The organism is Fibrella rubiginis (assembly GCF_017353185.1).
Taxonomy (GTDB): Bacteria; Bacteroidota; Bacteroidia; order Cytophagales; family Spirosomataceae; genus Fibrella; species Fibrella rubiginis.
In genome coordinates, this window is sequence record NZ_JAFMYV010000009.1 from 273,222 (window position 1) to 291,561 (window position 18,340).

18 protein-coding genes are annotated in these 18,340 nt (G+C 56.1%); 10 read left to right on the forward strand and 8 right to left on the reverse strand.

Features of this window, described 5'->3' with window-relative positions; translation table 11 throughout:
- Positions 1-52: 52 nt before the first annotated feature.
- Entirely contained in the window at positions 53-700 is a 648-nt protein-coding gene (locus J2I47_RS18170) for a phosphatase PAP2-related protein (protein WP_207366011.1), read from the reverse strand.
- Positions 701-823: 123 nt separating this feature from the next.
- Positions 824-1,831 (reverse strand): hypothetical protein, encoded by a 1,008-nt coding sequence (locus J2I47_RS18175; protein WP_207366012.1) that lies wholly within the window; start codon positions 1,829-1,831, stop codon positions 824-826.
- A gap of 212 nt (positions 1,832-2,043) precedes the next feature.
- Between J2I47_RS18175 and wrbA the strand changes: the two genes are divergently transcribed.
- Positions 2,044-2,640, forward strand: coding sequence for an NAD(P)H:quinone oxidoreductase (gene wrbA, locus J2I47_RS18180; protein ID WP_207366013.1), 597 nt, complete (start codon positions 2,044-2,046; stop codon positions 2,638-2,640).
- Between the two features lie 168 nt (positions 2,641-2,808).
- Here wrbA and J2I47_RS18185 read toward each other — a convergent pair whose 3' ends face one another.
- A complete protein-coding gene (locus J2I47_RS18185) occupies positions 2,809-3,903 on the reverse strand; it encodes a DNA/RNA non-specific endonuclease (protein ID WP_207366014.1) in 1,095 nt (364 codons plus the stop codon).
- Positions 3,904-4,309: 406 nt separating this feature from the next.
- Between J2I47_RS18185 and J2I47_RS18190 the strand changes: the two genes are divergently transcribed.
- Positions 4,310-5,551 (forward strand): BaiN/RdsA family NAD(P)/FAD-dependent oxidoreductase, encoded by a 1,242-nt coding sequence (locus J2I47_RS18190; RefSeq protein ID WP_207366015.1) that lies wholly within the window; start codon positions 4,310-4,312, stop codon positions 5,549-5,551.
- Positions 5,552-5,666: 115 nt separating this feature from the next.
- On the opposite strand, the gene J2I47_RS18195 is transcribed toward J2I47_RS18190, so the two are convergent.
- The 4 genes from J2I47_RS18195 to J2I47_RS18210 form a co-directional block, all read right to left on the reverse strand.
- Positions 5,667-8,924, reverse strand: a complete 3,258-nt coding sequence (locus J2I47_RS18195; RefSeq protein ID WP_207366016.1) for a WD40/YVTN/BNR-like repeat-containing protein — start codon at positions 8,922-8,924, stop codon at positions 5,667-5,669.
- Between the two features lie 255 nt (positions 8,925-9,179).
- The gene (locus tag J2I47_RS18200; protein ID WP_207366017.1) at positions 9,180-9,599 is read right to left on the reverse strand and encodes an arsenate reductase ArsC; all 420 of its coding nucleotides are present in this window, start codon (positions 9,597-9,599) and stop codon (positions 9,180-9,182) included.
- Positions 9,600-9,634: 35 nt separating this feature from the next.
- The gene (locus J2I47_RS18205) at positions 9,635-10,528 is read right to left on the reverse strand and encodes an arsenite methyltransferase (protein WP_207366018.1); all 894 of its coding nucleotides are present in this window, start codon (positions 10,526-10,528) and stop codon (positions 9,635-9,637) included.
- 63 nt (positions 10,529-10,591) lie between these two features.
- Positions 10,592-10,921: an ArsR/SmtB family transcription factor gene (locus J2I47_RS18210; RefSeq protein ID WP_207366019.1), complete on the reverse strand. Its 330-nt coding sequence runs from the start codon at positions 10,919-10,921 to the stop codon at positions 10,592-10,594.
- A 61-nt stretch (positions 10,922-10,982) separates the two neighbouring features.
- Between J2I47_RS18210 and J2I47_RS18215 the strand changes: the two genes are divergently transcribed.
- The 6 genes from J2I47_RS18215 to J2I47_RS18240 all read left to right on the forward strand — a co-directional run bounded on the left by J2I47_RS18215 (position 10,983) and on the right by J2I47_RS18240 (position 15,927).
- A complete protein-coding gene (locus J2I47_RS18215; protein ID WP_207366020.1) occupies positions 10,983-11,570 on the forward strand; it encodes a pseudouridine synthase in 588 nt (195 codons plus the stop codon).
- A 15-nt stretch (positions 11,571-11,585) separates the two neighbouring features.
- On the forward strand, positions 11,586-12,125 hold the full coding sequence (locus J2I47_RS18220) for an AAA family ATPase (RefSeq protein ID WP_207366021.1): 540 nt from the start codon (positions 11,586-11,588) through the stop codon (positions 12,123-12,125).
- A gap of 148 nt (positions 12,126-12,273) precedes the next feature.
- Entirely contained in the window at positions 12,274-13,983 is a 1,710-nt protein-coding gene (gene kaiC / locus J2I47_RS18225) for a circadian clock protein KaiC (RefSeq protein WP_207366022.1), read from the forward strand.
- Positions 13,984-14,016: 33 nt separating this feature from the next.
- Positions 14,017-14,310: a circadian clock KaiB family protein gene (locus J2I47_RS18230; protein WP_207366023.1), complete on the forward strand. Its 294-nt coding sequence runs from the start codon at positions 14,017-14,019 to the stop codon at positions 14,308-14,310.
- A gap of 1 nt (position 14,311) precedes the next feature.
- The gene (locus J2I47_RS18235; protein ID WP_207366024.1) at positions 14,312-14,626 is read left to right on the forward strand and encodes a circadian clock KaiB family protein; all 315 of its coding nucleotides are present in this window, start codon (positions 14,312-14,314) and stop codon (positions 14,624-14,626) included.
- Positions 14,623-15,927, forward strand: a complete 1,305-nt coding sequence (locus tag J2I47_RS18240; RefSeq protein WP_207366025.1) for a sensor histidine kinase — start codon at positions 14,623-14,625, stop codon at positions 15,925-15,927. Before J2I47_RS18235 ends, J2I47_RS18240 begins: the two co-directional genes overlap by 4 nt.
- Positions 15,928-16,005: 78 nt before the next feature.
- On the opposite strand, the gene J2I47_RS18245 is transcribed toward J2I47_RS18240, so the two are convergent.
- Positions 16,006-16,968, reverse strand: a complete 963-nt coding sequence (locus J2I47_RS18245; protein ID WP_207366026.1) for a Ppx/GppA phosphatase family protein — start codon at positions 16,966-16,968, stop codon at positions 16,006-16,008.
- 59 nt (positions 16,969-17,027) lie between these two features.
- On the opposite strand from J2I47_RS18245, the gene rpsU reads away from it, so the two are divergent.
- Together rpsU and J2I47_RS18255 are read left to right on the forward strand one after the other, a co-directional pair.
- A complete protein-coding gene (gene rpsU, locus J2I47_RS18250) occupies positions 17,028-17,225 on the forward strand; it encodes a 30S ribosomal protein S21 (protein WP_207337659.1) in 198 nt (65 codons plus the stop codon).
- A gap of 124 nt (positions 17,226-17,349) precedes the next feature.
- Entirely contained in the window at positions 17,350-18,252 is a 903-nt protein-coding gene (locus J2I47_RS18255) for a tyrosine-type recombinase/integrase (protein ID WP_207366027.1), read from the forward strand.
- Positions 18,253-18,340 lie beyond the last annotated feature (88 nt).

Genomic DNA, 18,340 nt, shown 5'->3' on the forward strand with positions numbered 1-18,340 from the left:
ACCTTAGACATTGAACATTAAACTCAAAAGACATTGAACATTAAACTCCCTTTTACAACGCCCCCCGCACCAGCCACTTGGCAAGTCGGTATACACCGTAGGCGAAGAAGGGCGCGGCGACTACGTCGGCGGTGTAGTGAATGCGGAGAAGCAGCACACCCACGCCTACCACGGCCGTGCCGAAGAACACCAGCCACCGGTCGCGGGGGCGGGTGAGGCAGAACGCCATCAGACAAATACTGGCCGTATGGCCCGAAAAGAACAGGTCTTTGGTGATGAAAGTGGCCCCGTAGAAATAGTTGCTCAGCGGATCGCGGAGTTCGATCAGGCCATTGGGCGGGTCGAGGGGCGTAAGGCCGATGCTGATGATGCGGGTAATAAACAGTAGAGCGTATCCCCAGATAAAGCGCAGGTAGATGGCCGGGCTTCGCTGCACGCGGTAAATAAGCAGCAGCGCCGCGCTCCAGAGGCTGATGAAAACGGCCAGCGATGCATCATAAACGGGTAATGAATACAGCACAACGTCGTTGAGTTGTAGCCCATCGCGGGCTTCAATGCGAGCCAGGTAGGCAGGCCAGACAGACAGCAGTGCAAGAACCAGCAACAGGCCACCAATGGCCATCCGGCGAAAACGGGGCCGTTTCCAGGCCGCCCGCCAGCTAACCGACTCGGTGTCGGCAATCAACGTATCATCTACCATTTTTATACCAAAAAGGTCGCAAAGATACGGGGCCAAAAGGCGGAAAAGCCAACCCCATGCTAGGATAAGCAGGAGATTGGCTTTTCTGTTTCGTAACCTACAAAGGGCTTATGCCCCAACGAACTACCGGCGTTTTTTGGTCCTCAGTTGCTTCTGAAGCGCCGTAATCTGCTTCTGTTGCGCGATCAGGTGCAGGGTCAGTTCTTCGTTTTTCTGCACCAGCGTGGTTAGTAATGTCGTCAGCTCTACACCGGTCGAGGCCATGTCAGCAGCGGTAGGAATACCCGGCAAATGGCCGTGCTGCCGGATGTACTGTTCTACCTCCGCCAGTGGTTGCAGGCTGTATTTTTTCTCGAAAACATAGTCGGCCCATGCCTTAGCTGACGCCGCACGGACCACCAACTGACTGCTGGTGAGTTTATTAGCCAACACCACGTCGCCTTTATCCGACACCGTCAGAAACTTCTCGGCAACCTGTGTCTGCGGTGCTGAACTGGCCGTGAGGTGGGTAAAGCGCAGACCGCTTTGGTTCTCGTTACGGGCGGTAAGCTCCAGGAGGCTATTGGGTGCCGAGTTACCGATGCCTACGTTGGCGCCGTTACCCAGAATCAGCGCATTGCTGCTCATCACGCGGGCGTTGGCTCCGATAGCGGTGGCATTGCTCAACCCTTTGCCGCTGCCAGCGTTGAAACCCAGGTAGGTGTTGTTGTTGCCGTCGCCCTCAACGGCTCCGGCACCCACGCCAATGGCGCTGTTGCCCCGGCCATTGCGCAGGCTTTGCCCGGCGTTGAAGCCCATAAACACGTTGTCGCTGCCGTCGATATTATTCTTGCCCGATTCAAAACCGACGAACGTATTGTTGGAACCCGTGGTGTTGGGAAAACCGGCTTTCAGGCCCAGAAACGTATTGCGGGCCCCCGACGTGTTGCCCTGCCCCGACCCACTACCCAGGAAGGTATTGGCCGACGAACCGTTGGCCAGCGTGGTGCTTTGCCCCACAAATAGCTCGTTTGTGCCATTGTCTGAGCTAATAGCCACGGGGGTATTGTCGGGCACCACAATCTGACTTTGTGCCAACGCCAGCGAGGCGGGCAGAATGCTGAGGGTAAGGAGCGTAGCAGTGAATTTCATGGAGAGAAAAGTAGGATGGATGACTGAACGCAAGCTACATTAAAATAATAATAGTTGCCAAACAGGGATACATGCTTTACGGAGCGTGTAGTCTGCACTGAATCAGACCGTAGCATCAGGATTTCGCTAAATACGGCCACACCTGAAACAAAATTACATGTACCTACATTTAATTAGGTGAGTTCATTTGAATCAATCAACTCAGAAAAGATATGGCAAAGGTCGCGATCATTTATTACAGTGCTACGGGCACCACCTACCAATTGGCGAAGGCCATTGAAGAAGGAGCTAAACAAGCCGGAGCGGAGGTAAAGCTATTGAAAGTGAAAGAGTTAGCGCCTGAGGAGGCAATTGCGTCAAACGAAGGCTGGAGCAAGCATCGCCTCGAGACACAGCATGTATCTGAAGCTACACTGGCCGACCTGGAATGGGCCGACGCTATTATTTTCGGTACGCCTACACGCTACGGACTGCCGTCGGCGCAGCTGAAGCAATTTATCGACACCACCGGTCCACTCTGGGGGCAGGGTAAGCTCAACAACAAGATTGGGTCATCGTTTGTGACGGTGGCTACCAATCACGGCGGACATGAATCAACGTTGCTGGCCCTGAATAATATTTTCTATAGCTGGGGTTGCCTGATTGTGCCGCCCGCCTACGCTGACCCCATTCAGTTCCAGGCTGGTAATCCCTACGGTGCCTCATTCACAAGCCAGAACGGCACTGTCTCACCCGACGATACCGCCCTCGCCGCCGCCCGTTTCCAGGGAAAACGCATCGCCGAGATAACCGCGAAGTTCGTGCAGTAAGCTTAACGCGAACGATGGAATCAATGATTAGATTGGGTGCTTTTCGCTCTGGTATAGCTACCGACGCTACGCTATGCTGTCTCGATGGGACAAGTAGCTATACCAGAGCGAGAAGCGCCTACGGGGGTCAGTCAACACTATTTACTGCTGGCTGACCCCTGTTCACTGTTAAAAGAACCACCCGTCTACCATGTCGGCGGGGGACTGGCTTTCGAGGCGGCGCTCCAGGTCGTCGGGGATTTTATTGAAAAAGTCGATACCAGTGGCTTTTTCAATCTGGTCGACGGGGACCACAAAGGATTGCAGCCGCTCGTTCGAAGGCTCATTTTTGAGCAGGAAACCAATCATCCGAATGTCGGGCGAAGCGCCTTTGCGGCAATAAAGAATCACTTTATAAAAATACTCCGGCACGGCTACTTCGTTGACACGGCCAATGGTGGGCAAACCATCGCGCAAAACGGGACCGGTCACTACATACAGACCGCCGTCGCGCAGGGCCCAGGCGCGAACCTGTTCTTCCAGTTGTTTCCAGATGCCCCGGTTGAACTGTGGAGCCTGCGGCGAAATGTTGCTCATGTAGAACGACTGACTCATGAGCCGTTGCGAAAACTTGAAGTCGCCCGCCGGGGCCTGGTGCCCCCGGTCATAACCAGAACGGGTATAGTCGGAGGGGAGGGCGGTGCCACCTTCTACGGCGGGGTCGGGCATAAAACTGCTGCCTTCGCGTTCGGCATCGCCGGTGATTTCGTAGGCCAGCAGGGGGTAGGCCACCCAAACCGGATTCTTCAGGTTTTCGTCGTACCGCAGCGTATAGCCCTCGTGCCGAACCAGCTGGTCATTGCTCAGGCCGGCGGGCAGGATGAAGTCGACCTGCTTTTCAAAATCAAACAGCCTCCCCGACGTACGTTTTTGCCCCGATGAACCATCACCAACGGGGTTTTCAGCCGTAGCCGAACCATCTGCCGAAGCCTCATTGTCAGCTGGTTTAGTGGAGCTACCCGTACGATCTTCGGATGCCTCGTCGGTGCGGGGTTCGGGTGCCTGGTAGGGGTTTGCCGTATCGTGGTCAGCACGACTGCGGCGGATGCCCAGCAACTCACGGACGTCATTCCAAAACGCCACTACCGGCTCGGTACGGCCTTTGTAATGCAAAAACAGGCCGACCAGAAAAAAGCCGAACAGCAGAATAAGTACGTTACCCCGCAACCGAAAGCCGTTGCGAACGATGATTTTTTCAGAGCGAATAGTTGACCGACGAGACATGGGGCAAAGCTACGATAAAAGGGCGGGGAGGGAAGAATGTGGGCTGCACAGGGCGATGCCCCATGCACATGATAACGCCCCTTCAGGGCTGATAGCACAAACAGGTTATATAGCCCACCGTTGTCGCCTGGCTCATGCCGAGTGACCCATATCTAAGGGCCTCCGGCCCGTAGCCTGGACTTGAAACCATTTTGCCAACATGACTCAACGTCGCACCACGGGCCGGAGGCCCTTAGATATGGGTCACTCGGCATGAGCCAAGCGACAACGGGGGGCTATATAACCTGTTTGTGCTATCAGCCCTGAAAGGGCGTTATCATGTGCATAGGGCATCGCCCTGTGCATCCCACAATCTCCCCTCTACGCTCCCACCGAACCCACCAGCCCCAGCCGATGTTGGCTAAGTATGACTTCGCTTCGCATTGCCGTGGTGGGTGGGGGGGCTGCCGGCTTTTTCGGGGCCATTGCTGCCGCTGAAGCCGACCCCACGGCCACCGTAACCATCTATGAAAAAGGCCGCCAGGTGCTGCAAAAAGTGCGCATTTCGGGGGGCGGTCGCTGCAACGTGACCCATGCCTGTTTCGACCATAAAAAGCTCGCCGCCCACTACCCGCGGGGCAACGCCTGGATTCGTCCGCTGCTCACCCGCTTCGATGCCATTGATACCGTCGACTGGTTCGAGGAACGGGGCGTGCCGTTGAAAACTGAAGCCGACGGCCGTATGTTTCCCACGACCGATTCGTCCGAAACGATCATCGACTGCCTGCTCGACACCGCCCGACGGCTGGGCATTCAGGTACGCACCAGCAGCGGCATCGAACGGCTGGAACCGCAGGCCGACGGCACGTACCTGATGCATTTGTTTGGCGGTGAGCAGGTTACGGCCGACCGCGTACTGGTGGCTACGGGGGGGTATCCGCAGGCACCGTCGTATGGCTGGATGCCCGAACAGGCCGAACCGTTGATGCTGCCGGTGCCGTCGCTGTTCACCTTCAACACGCCGGGAAACCCCCTGCTGTCGCTGGCGGGCGTGTCGGTATCTAATGCGATGGTGCAGGTAGTGGGTACGAAACTAACCCAAAAGGGGCCGTTGCTCATTACACACTGGGGCTTCAGCGGTCCCGCCGTATTGCGCCTGTCGGCCTGGGCGGCGCGTGAACTCGCCGACCGCGACTACCGGTTCAACCTGCGCATCAACTGGGTACCGGAGCGAAACGAAGACCAGATGAAATTCGAGTTCAACGAGTTGCGGCAATACAACCCGCGCAGGCAGGTCACGACCCAAAACCCGTTTGGCCTGCCCGCCCGCCTCTGGGAGGCCCTCTGCGCCGACGCCGGGGTGGCCGACGGCGTACGTTGGGCCGATTTCCCTGGTAAGACCCAAAACCGCCTGATCGAACGCCTCGGCAACAGTCAGTTTGCGGTGCAGGGCAAGAGCACGTTCAAAGATGAGTTCGTCACCTGCGGTGGTATTTCGCTTGGAGCCATTGACCCCGAAACGCTCGAAAGCCTGGCCCATCCTGGCCTGTTCTTCGCGGGCGAAGTGCTCGACGTTGACGGCATTACGGGTGGTTTCAACTTCCAGAACGCCTGGACAACGGGGTTTGTGGCCGGTCAGAGCCTGGTGAAGCACGAAACGATAGCTTGAGCATTCCGTTAAGCCCCCACGCCACTACTGCCCCAACCGCAACGGCCCGGAATAGACGATTCCGGGCCGTTGCGGTTGGGGCAGTAGACCACCTGTTTAGAATAGATAAGCCGGCCTAGAAGCCTTTACTGTCTACAATGATGGCCGGAATTTTCTGTTCCGTAACGAGCTGATTGAAGGCTGGTACCTGCTTGCCCGTAACGTCTTTTAGTTTTGCCAGCGCCGCGTCAATTTGGCGGGCAAGGTCGGCATAGACAACATAGGCGGCTTTGGTGGGTTTGCCGTCGGCGTTGGCCATCATACTGGCCAGGCCTGCCAGCTTATCGTTGAGGCGGATAGGGTGAGCCAGCACGTCCTGCGGGGCCTTTGCTTTGGGCTGCATGAGTGTGGCCTCCAGCGAATCGAGCTGGGCCAGCATTGGCTTGGTTACCAGGCTAAACTTCTTCGACTGCGTACTGTCTTTCACCGCACCCATATACCCATTTACCGCCGCCCGAATAGCCCGCAACTGGTTGATACCCCGGTGGGCTTCGGATAGCTTGTCGTTACACTGTTTCACGAAGGCAAACTGCTCGGCATAGTCGGCATCCGACACCGTCAGGCGGGGGTCTTTGCGAATGTCGACGGGTTGTTCACCCACCAGCGAGTCGCCCAGCAGCAGCCGGACTTTATACCGGCCGGGTACGGCTTTCACCCCCACACCATCGCCACTCCACATCACGTTGGTGCCTTCCACGGCCACGGCGTCGGGGTAGCGCATATCCCACACAAACTGGTTCAGGCCGGGCTGCGCGGGAATGGTGCCGGGGCGGGTAAGCTTCAGGTCTTCGTGGAAATCCTTCGAAATCGTGAGTGGTTTCCCCTTCTTGTCTTTCCGGTCCGAATAGCTGATGATGGTGTCGCCGTTGGTGGTCAGAAACTGCAACCGCAGTTCTTTAGCGGGCGTAGTAGGCAAAAAATACCGCACCAACACCCCGTTTTCGGCGTTTTCGCCCGCGTCAGGTATGGTGCCGGGGCGGGTGGCATTACCCCCTTCCATGCGGTAGGCGTGGCGGGTGGCAAACAACATCGGCTTGCGCGTGGATACAGTCCCGGCGGCGGTCAGGCGGGCCAGTTCGCGCAGGGGCGTGATGTCGTCCATGATCCAGAACGACCGGCCATGCGTGGCGATGACCAGGTCTTTTTCGCGCTTGTGAATCTGCAAATCCCGCACCGACGTGATGGGCAGATTCAGGTTCATTTTCTGCCAGTTGATCCCGTCGTTAAACGATACGTAGATGCCCCGTTCGGTGCCCGCGTAGAGCAGTCCGGGCTGATCGGGGTCGTCGCGCACCACGCGGCAATACTCGTCGGCGGGGATGCCCGCGCTGATGCTCGTCCAGGTTTTCCCGTAGTCGGTGGTCTTGAAGAGGTACGGCTTACGGTCACCGTTCATGTACCGGTTTGCCGCCAGGTAGGCCTTGCCAGGTGTGTGTTCCGACGGGTGAATAAGGCTCATCAGGGCAAACTCGCCCAATTGACCCGCGGGCAGGCTGACGTTTTGCCAGTTTTTGCCCCCGTCGCGGCTTACGTGCAACAGGCCATCATCTGACCCGGCCCAGAAAACGCCTTTTTCGGTAGGGGCCTCGGCGAAGGTGAAAATGGTAGCGTAGATTTCGGCACCGGTCATGTCTTTGGTGATCGGTCCGCCCGTTTCGGCAATGGTGCGTGGCTCGTGGCGCGTCAGATCCGGGCTGAGGTCTTCCCACGAATGCCCCGCGTCCGTCGACCGGTGGACGTGGTTCGAGGTGGCGTAGAGCACGCCGGGGTCGTGTGGCGAAAACAGGATGGGGTACGTCCACTGAAACCGGTATTTTTTCACCGAGGCAGGCGCACCAATGGCGCCTTCGGGGTATACCGAGATAGCATAATTGCGGTTGGTACGGGCGTCGTGTTTTGACATAAAGCCGTCATATTCACCGCCGTAGGTTATCTTTGGGTTCTTCGGGTCGGAAGCAATGTAGCCTGCCTCGCCGCCCGCTACGGGGTACCAGGCGTCTTTCCCAATGCTGTATTCATCGGTGCGGCTGGCAATACGAACAGACGAATTGTCCTGCTGTGCCCCGTAGAGATTATACGGAAAATCGTTGTCGAGCGAGACGTGGTAAAATTGCGCCGTCGGCATGTCAACATCCGAAAACGAACGCCCCCCGTCGACGGTGATTTCTGCGCCCCCATCGTCGGCAATCGCGAAGTTCAGCGGGTTCTTGGCGTTGAACCAAACGTCGTGCGTATCGCCGTGGTGAACGGGAATCCGAGCGAATGTCTTGCCGCCGTCTTTTGAGCGCATGGCGTTGACGTTCAGTACAATAAGGTCATTCTCGTTTTGTGGCGACACGCCGAGCATCATGTAGTACCAGGGCCGCTGCCAGAGGTTTTTGTCGTCGTTGAGCAGCGTCCAGTGTTCGCCCGCATCGTCGGACCGGTAGAGGCCACCCTTCGCATTTTCGATCAGCGCGTAGAGTCGGCTGGCGTTGCTGGGGGCCACGGCAATACCAATTTTACCCAGCAAGCCGCGCGGCATGCCCGGCTTTTCGTTCAGGTTTTGCCAGGTGTCGCCGCCGTCGGTGCTTTTGTAAAGGCCACAACCCGCCCCGCCGCTGCTCATGGAATGGCCGTTGCGGTAGGCCTGCCAGAGCGTGGCATAGACGATGCTTGGGTTGGTGGGGTCGAGCCGCACGGTGGCTGCGCCGGTGCTGTCGTTTTTAAACAGAATCTTTTTCCACGATGCTCCGCCATCGGTAGACCGGAATACGCCCCGGTCGGGGTTAGGGGCAAATGGATTGCCCAGGGCCGCGGCGTAGAGCAGGTTGGGGTTCTGCGGGTGCACCTCGATATTGCCAATGGCGTCGGCATTGGTTAAGCCCATGTGCCGCCACGACTTGCCGCCGTTGGTGCTTTTGTAGACCCCGTCGCCGTAGCTGATGTTGCTCCTGATTTCGGGTTCACCCATGCCCACATACACGATATTCGGATCGGACGGTGCCACCGTTATCGCGCCTACGGATGCCGACTGAAACACGCTGTCGGATACGCAGGTCCAGTTTTGCCCCCCGTCGGTGGTTTTCCAGACGCCACCGCCCACAGCCCCAAAGTAGTACGTCAGCGGCTGATCGGCATGGCCGGCTACAGCAAGTGAGCGCCCCGCCCGGAACGGCCCGATGTTCCGCCACTTGAGGCCGCTAAACAGTTTGGCATCAACCGCCGGGGTAGCAGCAGTAGGGGTGGAAGTAGCCATGGCCCGCCCGCGCCGCGACTGGGCCTGAGCAGTAGGTTGGTCTGGCCCGACAAGGAAAGCCGTCAGAGCCAGCGATGTGATGAAGAAGTGGCGCATAGAGAGAGTGATCGGTTTAGAAGCCTCATTACTCCCGAAAAATACGGCTTTTAACGATGCGTCATAGGTAGGAACAAGACTTGCCTCCTGCTTATCTCGCGTCAGTAACCCGGTCACATCATCAACTAGTTCGAGATTTACAGCACGCTGGAATAGGCGACCCCGACCTTACAGCTACCGACGCTACGCTATGCTGTCCCGATGGGACAAGCCGCTTAACCAGAGCGAAAGGCACTTCTATGGCAAAGCCTCACGCTACTCTATCACATGCTCCGCGACGAACGCCTCACTAAACGTTTTGATCTCGTCGCGGACGTGGCGGTAGATAGCCATGACCTCGTCGAGGGTGCCGGTGGCTTTTGAGGGATCGGTAAAGTTGTAGTGGGTACGTTTAGTGCGTCCAATCCAGACGGGGCAACGCTCGGCGGCTGAGTCGCAGACGGTGATGACAAAGTCGATGGGCAGGTGGGCGTAGTCGTCTACGTGGTTGGAGGTATGGTGGCCTATGCCAATGCCGTCCTCGGCCATTACCTGCACCGCCTTGGGGTTCAGGCCGTGGGTTTCCACACCCGCGCTGAGCACCCTGGCCCGTTCGCCGGCGAAGTGCTGGAGGTAGCCGTGCGCCATTTGCGAACGCGTAGAATTGCCCGTGCAGAGCACCAGAATGGTTGTCATAATCGGTAATAAGTTGGGTTGATATGAAGCCTTGATTAATCACAACAGCCCGAACCCGGACAGCAAACCTGGGCTACTGCCTCACCCGGCTTTTCGGCGTAGAGCGTAATGCTGAAAATGCCCTGCCCGTCTCGCTGATAGGCCGTAATCTCGGCTTCGGTCAGGTAGTTGAGCAGCAGATCATGGGGCAGGCTAATCACCTTTTGCTTCTGAATCTGAAGGTTTGTAAAGCCAGCGTCAGCCACCAGTTGCAGGTAATCGGTCTGCTGAATGGCCCCCGATACGCAACCAGCGTAGAGCTCGGCATCGCGTTGCAAGCCGTCGGGAAGGGCACCCTTCAGCACAATGTCGGAGATGCTGAAATGGCCACCGGGTTTCAGGATGCGGTATGTTTCAGCAAAAGCGCGGGCTTTGTTGGGCACCAGGTTCATCACGCAATTGCTCACCACCACGTCGGCCAGGGCCGTCGGTAAGGGCATGTCTTCAATATCACCGTAGACAAACTCCACGTTGGTAAATCCCCGGTCTTTGGCATTGCGGCGGGCACGGTCGATCATGGGTGCGGTCATGTCGAGGCCAATGACGCGGCCGGTTTCGCCGGTCTCGGCGCGGGCTACAAAACAGTCGTTACCCGCCCCCGATCCCAGATCAACCACCACGTCGCCGGGTTTGATCTGCGCAAACTGCGTGGGCAGGCCGCAACCCAGGCCCAGGTCGGCTTCGGCAGCATAACCGGCCATAGTGGTGTAGTCATCGTTCATCAGCATGCTATACGAAACGTCGGTGCTGGCCGGTCCGCAGCAACTGGTTGGGCCGCAGCCGCAATCGACTGATACGCCCTGTGTGTTGTCGGCAAGGGCAATGTCGGCGTACTTTTGCCGAACGATCTCTTTCAGCGCGTCGCCAGTTTGTTGGTCTGTAGTCGTCATGAGTCCAATTGGTTTATTGTAATATTGCGATTGATTTAGGCAAAAAAGAGTCCGTTAACAGCCTTAACAGCAGCTGGTTTCTTTGGTAGACACGTCGAAAAACTGACCAAAAACAGACCGTGCTTCTTCCCAAACGGGTTCGTTGATGCAGTAGCAAACACGCGGCGGGTCAATGTCGCCTTTGATGATGCCAATGCGCTTGAGTTCTTTTAAATGCTGCGACACCGTAGCCTGGGCCAGGGGCAACACATCAACCAGGTCGCCGCAGACGCAGGCTTTGCGTTCGGCCAGCAACTGCAAAATGGCTACCCGCGCCGGATGCGCAAAGGCCTTGGCCAGTTCGGCCATGCGGCTTTGCTCGGCTGTAAACAGTTCTGTTTTAGTAACGCCCATGCCCCAAAGGTAGGGGAATAGCTGATGATCGTAATAATACGATGACTATTTTTTATACTGAATGCACTACCTGATCTATAAGCCCTATACCATGCTCTCGCAGTTTTCGCCGGAAGGTGGCAAAGCCACCCTGGCCGATCTGCCCTACACCTTCCGGCGGGACATCTATCCTGTGGGCAGGCTCGACGCCGACTCTGAAGGGCTGCTGTTGCTGACGGGCGACAAGACGATCAATCACCGGCTGCTACACCCGCGCTTTGCCCACGCCCGCACGTACTACGTCCAGGTAGATGGCGCTATCACCGACGAGGCACTTCAACAACTCGCTGAGGGTGTGTCTATTACGATTGACGGTAAGCCCCATTATACCCTGCCCGCCGTAGTCCGCCGCCTGGACGCCGAACCTGATTTGCCCCCGCGTAACCCGCCTATTCGGTTTCGCGCCAACATCCCAACATCGTGGATTGCGCTCACGCTGACGGAAGGTAAGAACCGGCAGGTGCGTAAAATGACTGCCGCCGTGGGCTTTCCAACACTCCGGCTGGTGCGCTGGGCCATTGGTCACCTCACCGCCGAAGGCATGCGCCCCGGCGACGTGCGGGTGCTCAGTAAGGAAGATGTGGAAAAATTATTGAATGAGCGTAGTTAACTGCGCTACTAAACTATGTTGACAATTTGCCTGTATGGTCCTGAGAGCGTGGGCAAGACTACCTTGGCCCGTGAGTTGGCAGACCATTATCAAACGGTATACGTGCCCGAAGTAGCCCGCGACCTCATCACGTCTAACCACCTGACGAGCGACGACTATGCCCGCATTGCCGTGGCGCAGGCAGAAGCCATGCGGGCAGCCGCGCCGCTGGCCAACCGGGTGCTTATCTGCGACACCGACCTGCTTACAACCCAGCTGTATGCCACGGTCTATGGCGTAGTGCACCCGCCCATTTTAGACCAACTGGCTGCGCAGGAGCACTTCAACGCCTACTTTCTGCTCAATACCGATGTGCCCTGGGTTGCCGACGGGCTGCGTGATCTGGGTCACCGCCGCGCCGAACTGTTTGCCTTGTTTGAGCAGGCGCTGCGTGAGCGGGGGAGGGCTTATACGCTCGTTTCGGGTGCCGATTATGCGCAACGACGGGCACTGGTTATGAATGAAATAGACAAATTGCTGGCTCAATCTTTGAGTGAAAGTAACTCGACTAGCTAGTGAAATCATAATCAGTGAATTGGCCCGGAAACCTCTTCATCCGTTTCGCGTTTTAAGTAATAGTCCCTGATTATTCATGGGTACTACGGTAGAATAAGCTAGGCTGTTTGGCAAGAATTGTGTTGATTTGATTGAAACACTCTCATTAATGACTCAGGATACTGGCGGGAAAGCCGCTACACCACTCACTCCCCTCCCTAAATCTCCTACTGGCATAAATGGCCTGGACGAAATCACCGGCGGGGGGCTACCCAAAGGTCGCCCTACGCTTGTTTGCGGGTCTGCCGGTTGTGGTAAAACATTACTTTCTATTGAATTTGTGGTGCGGGGCGCGCTTGAATTTGGCGAGCCTGGTGTGTTTATGGCCTTCGAAGAAAAAGGCGATGAACTCACCACGAACGTAGCGTCACTGGGGTTCGACCTGGCCGATTTGCAAGCCCGAAAACTGCTGAAAATTGACCATGTGCATATTGACCGGAGCGAGATTGAAGAAACCGGTGAATATGACCTCGAAGGCCTGTTTATCCGCCTTGGCTACGCTATAGACAGCATCGGTGCCAAACGCGTGGTGCTCGACACGATTGAAAATCTGTTTTCGGGCCTTTCCAACATGGCCGTGTTGCGCGCCGAACTTCGCCGCCTGTTTACCTGGTTGAAAGACAAGGGCGTTACCACCATCATCACCGGTGAAAAAGGTGACGGTACGCTCACAAGGCAGGGACTGGAAGAGTATGTGTCCGACTGCGTGATCCTGCTCGACCACCGGGTTGCCAACCAGATTTCGACCCGGATGATGCGGATCATCAAGTACCGCGGCTCTACCCACGGTACGAATGAATACCCCTTCCTGATCGACAAAGATGGTATTTCGGTGCTGCCCGTTACCTCGCTCACGCTCGACCACCCCGTGTCGTCGGAGCGCATCACGTCGGGTATTTCGTCGCTCGATAAAATGCTTGACAACAAAGGCTTCTTCAGGGGAAGCAGCATATTGGTGTCGGGCACGGCGGGTACCGGCAAATCGAGCATTGCGGCCACGTTTGCCAATGCCACCTGCCTGCGCAATGAACGTTGCCTGTATTTTGCCTTTGAGGAGTCGCCGCAACAGATCGTGCGCAACATGCAATCGATTGGGCTGGACTTACAACGGCACGTGGATAAGGGACTACTCCAGTTTCATGCCGCCCGCCCTACGTTGAACGGCCTGGAAATGCATTTAGTGGCTATTTATAAACTAGTAAAGGAGACCAAACCGGCGCTAGTGATTCTCGATCCCATCACCAACCTGATCACGGTGGGGTCGGTGAGTGAGGTAAAATCCATGCTGATCCGACTGATCGACTTCCTGCAAGGGCAGCAGGTAACGGTTATGTTTACTGCCCTGACGTTAACAACGGTCATCAACGAACAAACAGATGAAGGTGTCTCGTCGCTGGTTGACGCCTGGCTGCTGGTGCGCGACATTGAAAACAACGGCGAACGCAACCGCGGTCTCTACGTGATGAAATCGCGGGGGATGAAGCATTCTAATCAGGTTCGCGAATTTGTCATTACAGACCACGGGCTGGAGCTCATCGACGTTTACCTGGGTGCCGAAGGCGTACTGACCGGTTCGGCACGTGTAGCGCAACAGCTACAAGAGGCCACCGGTGTAGCCCTGCGCGATCATGCCGTCAGTCGCAAAGACCGCGAGATTGAGCGCAAGCGCACCGTACTGGAATCGAAAATAGCATCGTTAAAAGAAGAGTTCGAGTCGGTGCAGGACGAGCTAAACAAGAGCTACGTTGAAGAAGACCTTCGCAAAGAAATATTGGAAAAGAACCGCGAACAGATGACCCGTACCCGGCACGACGAATAACCACCACACAAATAACACTACACACACAACGTTATGACAACTGAAGATAATTTTTGGGAATTAAGGCTATACGTGGCGGGCAAAACCGCCAAATCGATAGCCGCCCTGACCAACTTGAAGCGGTACTGTGAAGAACACGTGCCTAACCAGTATAAAATCGAAGTGATTGATCTGCTGGTTCATCCGCAACTGGCCGAGGGCGATCAGATATTAGCCATACCTACGTTGGTAAAGAAAATTCCCGAGCCGATTCGGAAAATAATCGGCGACCTTTCCAACGAAGAAAAGGTGCTGGTTGGGCTGAATATTCGCCCGGCAACCCACTAACATGAGTCAAGAAGTGGAATCGTGGGATGCAGATCTGAATACGGCCCCTGAGCCGTATGTGCTACGCTTGTATATCACCGGCGTATCGGTTAATTCGGTCAGAGCGCTGACCAACATTAAGCACATCTGCGAGACCCACCTGGCGGGCCGGTACAGTCTGGATATCATCGACGTGTATCAGCAAAAAGACTCCGCTGAGCAAGCGCAAATTATTGCGTTGCCTTTGTTAATCAAGGTTTTACCCTTGCCCGTACGACGGCTGATTGGCGATTTGTCCAACACAGAGTTAGTGCTAAATGCATTAGGATTATCATGAGTACGCCGCCAACCTATGCCCAACTGTTGGCTGAAAATGAGCAATTGCGCATCCAGTTAACTGAAGCCGCCGAGACGATAGATGCCATCCGGTCGGGGCAGGTTGATGCGTTGGTGGTGGAGGGTAACGAGGGGTATGAACTTTATACACTCAAAACGGCTGATCAGACCTACCGTGTTTTCATTGAAACGATGAACGAAGGGGCTGTCACGCTGGGTCAAAACGGTCTTATTCTGTACGCTAATTCCATGTTTGCTACAATGGTCAGCGTACCGCTATCGAAGGTGATCGGGCTGTCGTTTAGCACGTTTGTGGCCCCCGAAAGTCAGGCGTCGTTCAGTCAGCTGTTTGAAGAAGGGTGGATTCAGAACCATAAGATTGAACTAGTGCTTACCGGGACCAGTCGTCAGCTGGCGTGCCTGCTTTCCGTCACTGCCCTCGACCTCGACGATGGCCGCTGCCTGAGCGTGGTGATCACCGACCTGACCAATCAACTGGATCATCAGCGTCAGCTGACGGCCAACAACGAGCAACTTCAGCAGGCTATCAATGCGCTGGAAGTCACCAACCTGGCCTTAAATCGGTCGAATGAAAACCTTCAGGAATTTGCCTACGTGGCCAGCCACGATTTGCAGGAGCCGCTCCGTAAAATTCAGCAGTTTGGCAGCCTGCTGAAGACTACGCATCTGACTGAGCTGGGCGCTGACGGCGTTGATTTAGTGACCCGCATGGAATCAGCCGCGGGCCGCATGTCGGTGCTGATTCGCGATCTGCTGAACTATTCCCGGCTGACGCGGCCCGTTGTTGCCACCCAATCACAACAACTCAATGAGTTACTGGCCGTGGTGCTGGCCGAACTGGAACTGCTGATACAGGAGAAAAATGCAGTAATAGAGATTGGTGATCTCGGCACCGCCCCCGGCGAGCCGACGCAGCTTATGCAGGTGTTCCGGAACCTGCTCACCAACGCCCTGAAATTTGTTCAACCAGAGGTTCCGCCCCACGTATGGATCACCCGGCAGGCCATTACCCGCGCTGATTTACCAGCGGCCTATCTGCCGATAAATAGCCAGCAGCATTTCTGCACTATCCGCGTTGTCGACAACGGCATTGGGTTCGACCCCCGGCAGGCCGAGCGTATTTTCGGTACGTTTCAGCGGCTGCACGGTATGCGGCAATATCCCGGCACGGGCATTGGGCTGGCCATTGTAAAAAAAGTAGCCGAAAACCACGGCGGCTACGTCATGGCCGAAAGCCAACCCGGCGAAGGAGCCACATTTACGCTGTTTTTGCCCGTTTAGGTGGGGCGTATCTGGCGGTGCATTGCTCTGCCTTGAATAGCCAGACACATCATTATGGCTCACAGCCGCCACGCCCGGCTAGACAAGTGCCCCTTCCTTGAGCGCGTAGGTTGATACCCGCAACGTGGTCAGACCGTAGCTTTTCAGCACAAAATCGATCAGGCAAACCGCCACCACAATCATGTCCACGCGTAGTTCGATCATGCCGGGCAGGGCCATACGGGCAGTGCGGTTGCGGGTGGTGAGTAGTTCGTAGTAATGATAAAACGCCGACAGGGGCAGATCGAACGCCGCTTGGTCAGCGGGGGGCCACTGGCCGGTTTCTTCGTGAAAATGCATATCCACCAGCGTATCGAACGTGCCCGACGACCCCACTAGCACCGTTGGCGGGTATTGGTGAACGGCGTTGGTAAGGGGCAATAGCTGTTCCTGCAAGTAGCTGTGCAGCCGGGCAATGGCGGGCTGGCTGATCACGTCGGCTTCGCCCATGAACCGCTCCATCAGGCGCTGACCACCAATCTCAAAGCTCTGCTTCCAGAACACCCGGTCGTTATTGGCCAGGATAAACTCTACGCTGCCTCCGCCAATATCCATCACCAGCGCAGTTGGTGCCTGGATAACGTCTATGGCCGAAGCCGGGTCGAGCACCCCCGATGCGCGCACGCCCGCATAGATCAGCGCGGCCTCTTCGTCGCCGGAAATGACGCGGACAACAAGGCCTGTCTCCTGCCGGATGGTGTCAACAAATGCCTGCTGATTCTGCGCCACCCGAATCGCCGACGTACCGTAAACGGCTACTGATTCGGGGTTGATCTGGTGCTCGTCGAGTACGGTGCGGTAGTAACGCAGCACGGTCAAAGCCCGGTCAACGGCGTCGGACGTGATGATGCGGTGGCCAATACCCCCGCTGCCGTTGGTTGAACGACCAATTCTGGCGGGGCGGCTATCGCGAAAGAGAGTTTTAGCGGGTTGGCTAGGTATTTTTTCAACAATCAGCAGGTGGAATGTATTGGTGCCGAGGTCGATGACTGCTTGTTTCATGCTACTATTTCTGCTACTTTTGCAGTCCGTTTTGCAAAACACAAAAATACCGGTATTACATGATTATCATTAACGTAAAAGAAAACGAATCGATTGACAAAGCCCTGAAGCGGTTCAAGAAGAAGTTCGAAAAGACAGGTGTGTTGCGTCAGCTGCGCTCACGTACTGCCTTCCAGAAGCCTTCGATCAGCCGTCGGAAAGATGTCATTCGGGCTGCCTACAAAGAGCAAAAGTACGGCAACCACACCCAGCAGTAGTCGGTTGTTAACCGGCGCGCCCGCTTCGCAGGACCGGCATTTATTGGCCCCATTTACCTTTTTTGTATCGAATTGACGTTGGTATTCGCCATCTTCACCGATCCAACCAGGGTACTTGACGCCAATGAATGCCGGTTCTGATTTTTTACAGCACATCCGCTACGAAAAGCGGCTCAGCCACCACACGCTTGTAGCCTACGAAAACGACCTGCTCCAGTTTGCCGAGTTTTTAGAGGAACAGCCCGGTAGCATAGCCTCCGAACAGGCCGATCATGTACTTGTGCGTTCCTGGATCGTGCATCTGGTGGAACTGGGTCTCGACAAGAGCACTGTCAACCGGAAAATTGCCACGTTGCGGGCTTTCTTTGGCTTTCTGCTTCGTCGTAAAGCCATTGCCGTTGACCCCATGCAAAAGGTGGTGGCGCTCAAGATGAGCAAGAAGCTGCCCACCTTCGTGGAAGAGAAACCCATGGCCACGCTGCTCGACGATATCGATTTCCCCGACGATTTCATTGGCCTCCGCGATAAGCTCGTATTGGAACTGCTCTACGGCACCGGCATCCGCCTGAACGAACTGACAGGGCTGAAAACAACAGACGTCAATCTCTACAATCGCACCATCATGGTGCTGGGCAAGCGCAACAAGCACCGCATTGTGCCCCTGACACCCCCGCTTGTTGCCCTGATTGGCCAGTACCAACACCAGAAAACAAGCTATTTTGACGGAAAGGCTGATGATAGTGTGTTGATTGTCAGTGATAAAGGCGTGGCAGCTTATCCCGTGCTGATTCAGCGGATCGTGAAAAAGTACCTGACACTGGTGACGACGCTGGAGAAGAAAAGCCCCCACGTGCTGCGCCACTCCTTTGCCACCCACCTGCTCAACCGGGGCGCCGACCTCAACGCCATTAAAGACTTATTGGGCCACAGCAGCCTCGCTGCCACCCAGATTTACACCCACACGAGCCTGGCTAAACTCAAAGACGCCCACACCCAGGCGCATCCGAAGGGAGGGAAGAAGGAGTAGGGATTTGGGATTGTGGATTTGGGATTGCGGATTGGTTGCTTACGCCAGTGCATGTTTACGCCTGCGTAAGCAACCAATCCGCAATCCC

Excerpts from the sequence above, each read along its gene's own strand:
- J2I47_RS18170 (WP_207366011.1), bottom strand. The coding sequence starts at position 700 with ATGGTAGATGATACGTTGATTGCCGACACCGAGTCGGTTAGCTGGCGG.
- J2I47_RS18175 (WP_207366012.1), bottom strand. The coding sequence starts at position 1,831 with ATGAAATTCACTGCTACGCTCCTTACCCTCAGCATTCTGCCCGCCTCG.
- wrbA (WP_207366013.1), top strand. The coding sequence starts at position 2,044 with ATGGCAAAGGTCGCGATCATTTATTACAGTGCTACGGGCACCACCTAC.
- J2I47_RS18185 (WP_207366014.1), bottom strand. The coding sequence starts at position 3,903 with ATGTCTCGTCGGTCAACTATTCGCTCTGAAAAAATCATCGTTCGCAAC.
- J2I47_RS18190 (WP_207366015.1), top strand. The coding sequence starts at position 4,310 with ATGACTTCGCTTCGCATTGCCGTGGTGGGTGGGGGGGCTGCCGGCTTT.
- J2I47_RS18195 (WP_207366016.1), bottom strand. The coding sequence starts at position 8,924 with ATGCGCCACTTCTTCATCACATCGCTGGCTCTGACGGCTTTCCTTGTC.
- J2I47_RS18200 (WP_207366017.1), bottom strand. The coding sequence starts at position 9,599 with ATGACAACCATTCTGGTGCTCTGCACGGGCAATTCTACGCGTTCGCAA.
- J2I47_RS18205 (WP_207366018.1), bottom strand. The coding sequence starts at position 10,528 with ATGACGACTACAGACCAACAAACTGGCGACGCGCTGAAAGAGATCGTT.
- J2I47_RS18210 (WP_207366019.1), bottom strand. The coding sequence starts at position 10,921 with ATGGGCGTTACTAAAACAGAACTGTTTACAGCCGAGCAAAGCCGCATG.
- J2I47_RS18215 (WP_207366020.1), top strand. The coding sequence starts at position 10,983 with ATGCACTACCTGATCTATAAGCCCTATACCATGCTCTCGCAGTTTTCG.
- J2I47_RS18220 (WP_207366021.1), top strand. The coding sequence starts at position 11,586 with ATGTTGACAATTTGCCTGTATGGTCCTGAGAGCGTGGGCAAGACTACC.
- kaiC (WP_207366022.1), top strand. The coding sequence starts at position 12,274 with ATGACTCAGGATACTGGCGGGAAAGCCGCTACACCACTCACTCCCCTC.
- J2I47_RS18230 (WP_207366023.1), top strand. The coding sequence starts at position 14,017 with ATGACAACTGAAGATAATTTTTGGGAATTAAGGCTATACGTGGCGGGC.
- J2I47_RS18235 (WP_207366024.1), top strand. The coding sequence starts at position 14,312 with ATGAGTCAAGAAGTGGAATCGTGGGATGCAGATCTGAATACGGCCCCT.
- J2I47_RS18240 (WP_207366025.1), top strand. The coding sequence starts at position 14,623 with ATGAGTACGCCGCCAACCTATGCCCAACTGTTGGCTGAAAATGAGCAA.
- J2I47_RS18245 (WP_207366026.1), bottom strand. The coding sequence starts at position 16,968 with ATGAAACAAGCAGTCATCGACCTCGGCACCAATACATTCCACCTGCTG.
- rpsU (WP_207337659.1), top strand. The coding sequence starts at position 17,028 with ATGATTATCATTAACGTAAAAGAAAACGAATCGATTGACAAAGCCCTG.
- J2I47_RS18255 (WP_207366027.1), top strand. The coding sequence starts at position 17,350 with ATGAATGCCGGTTCTGATTTTTTACAGCACATCCGCTACGAAAAGCGG.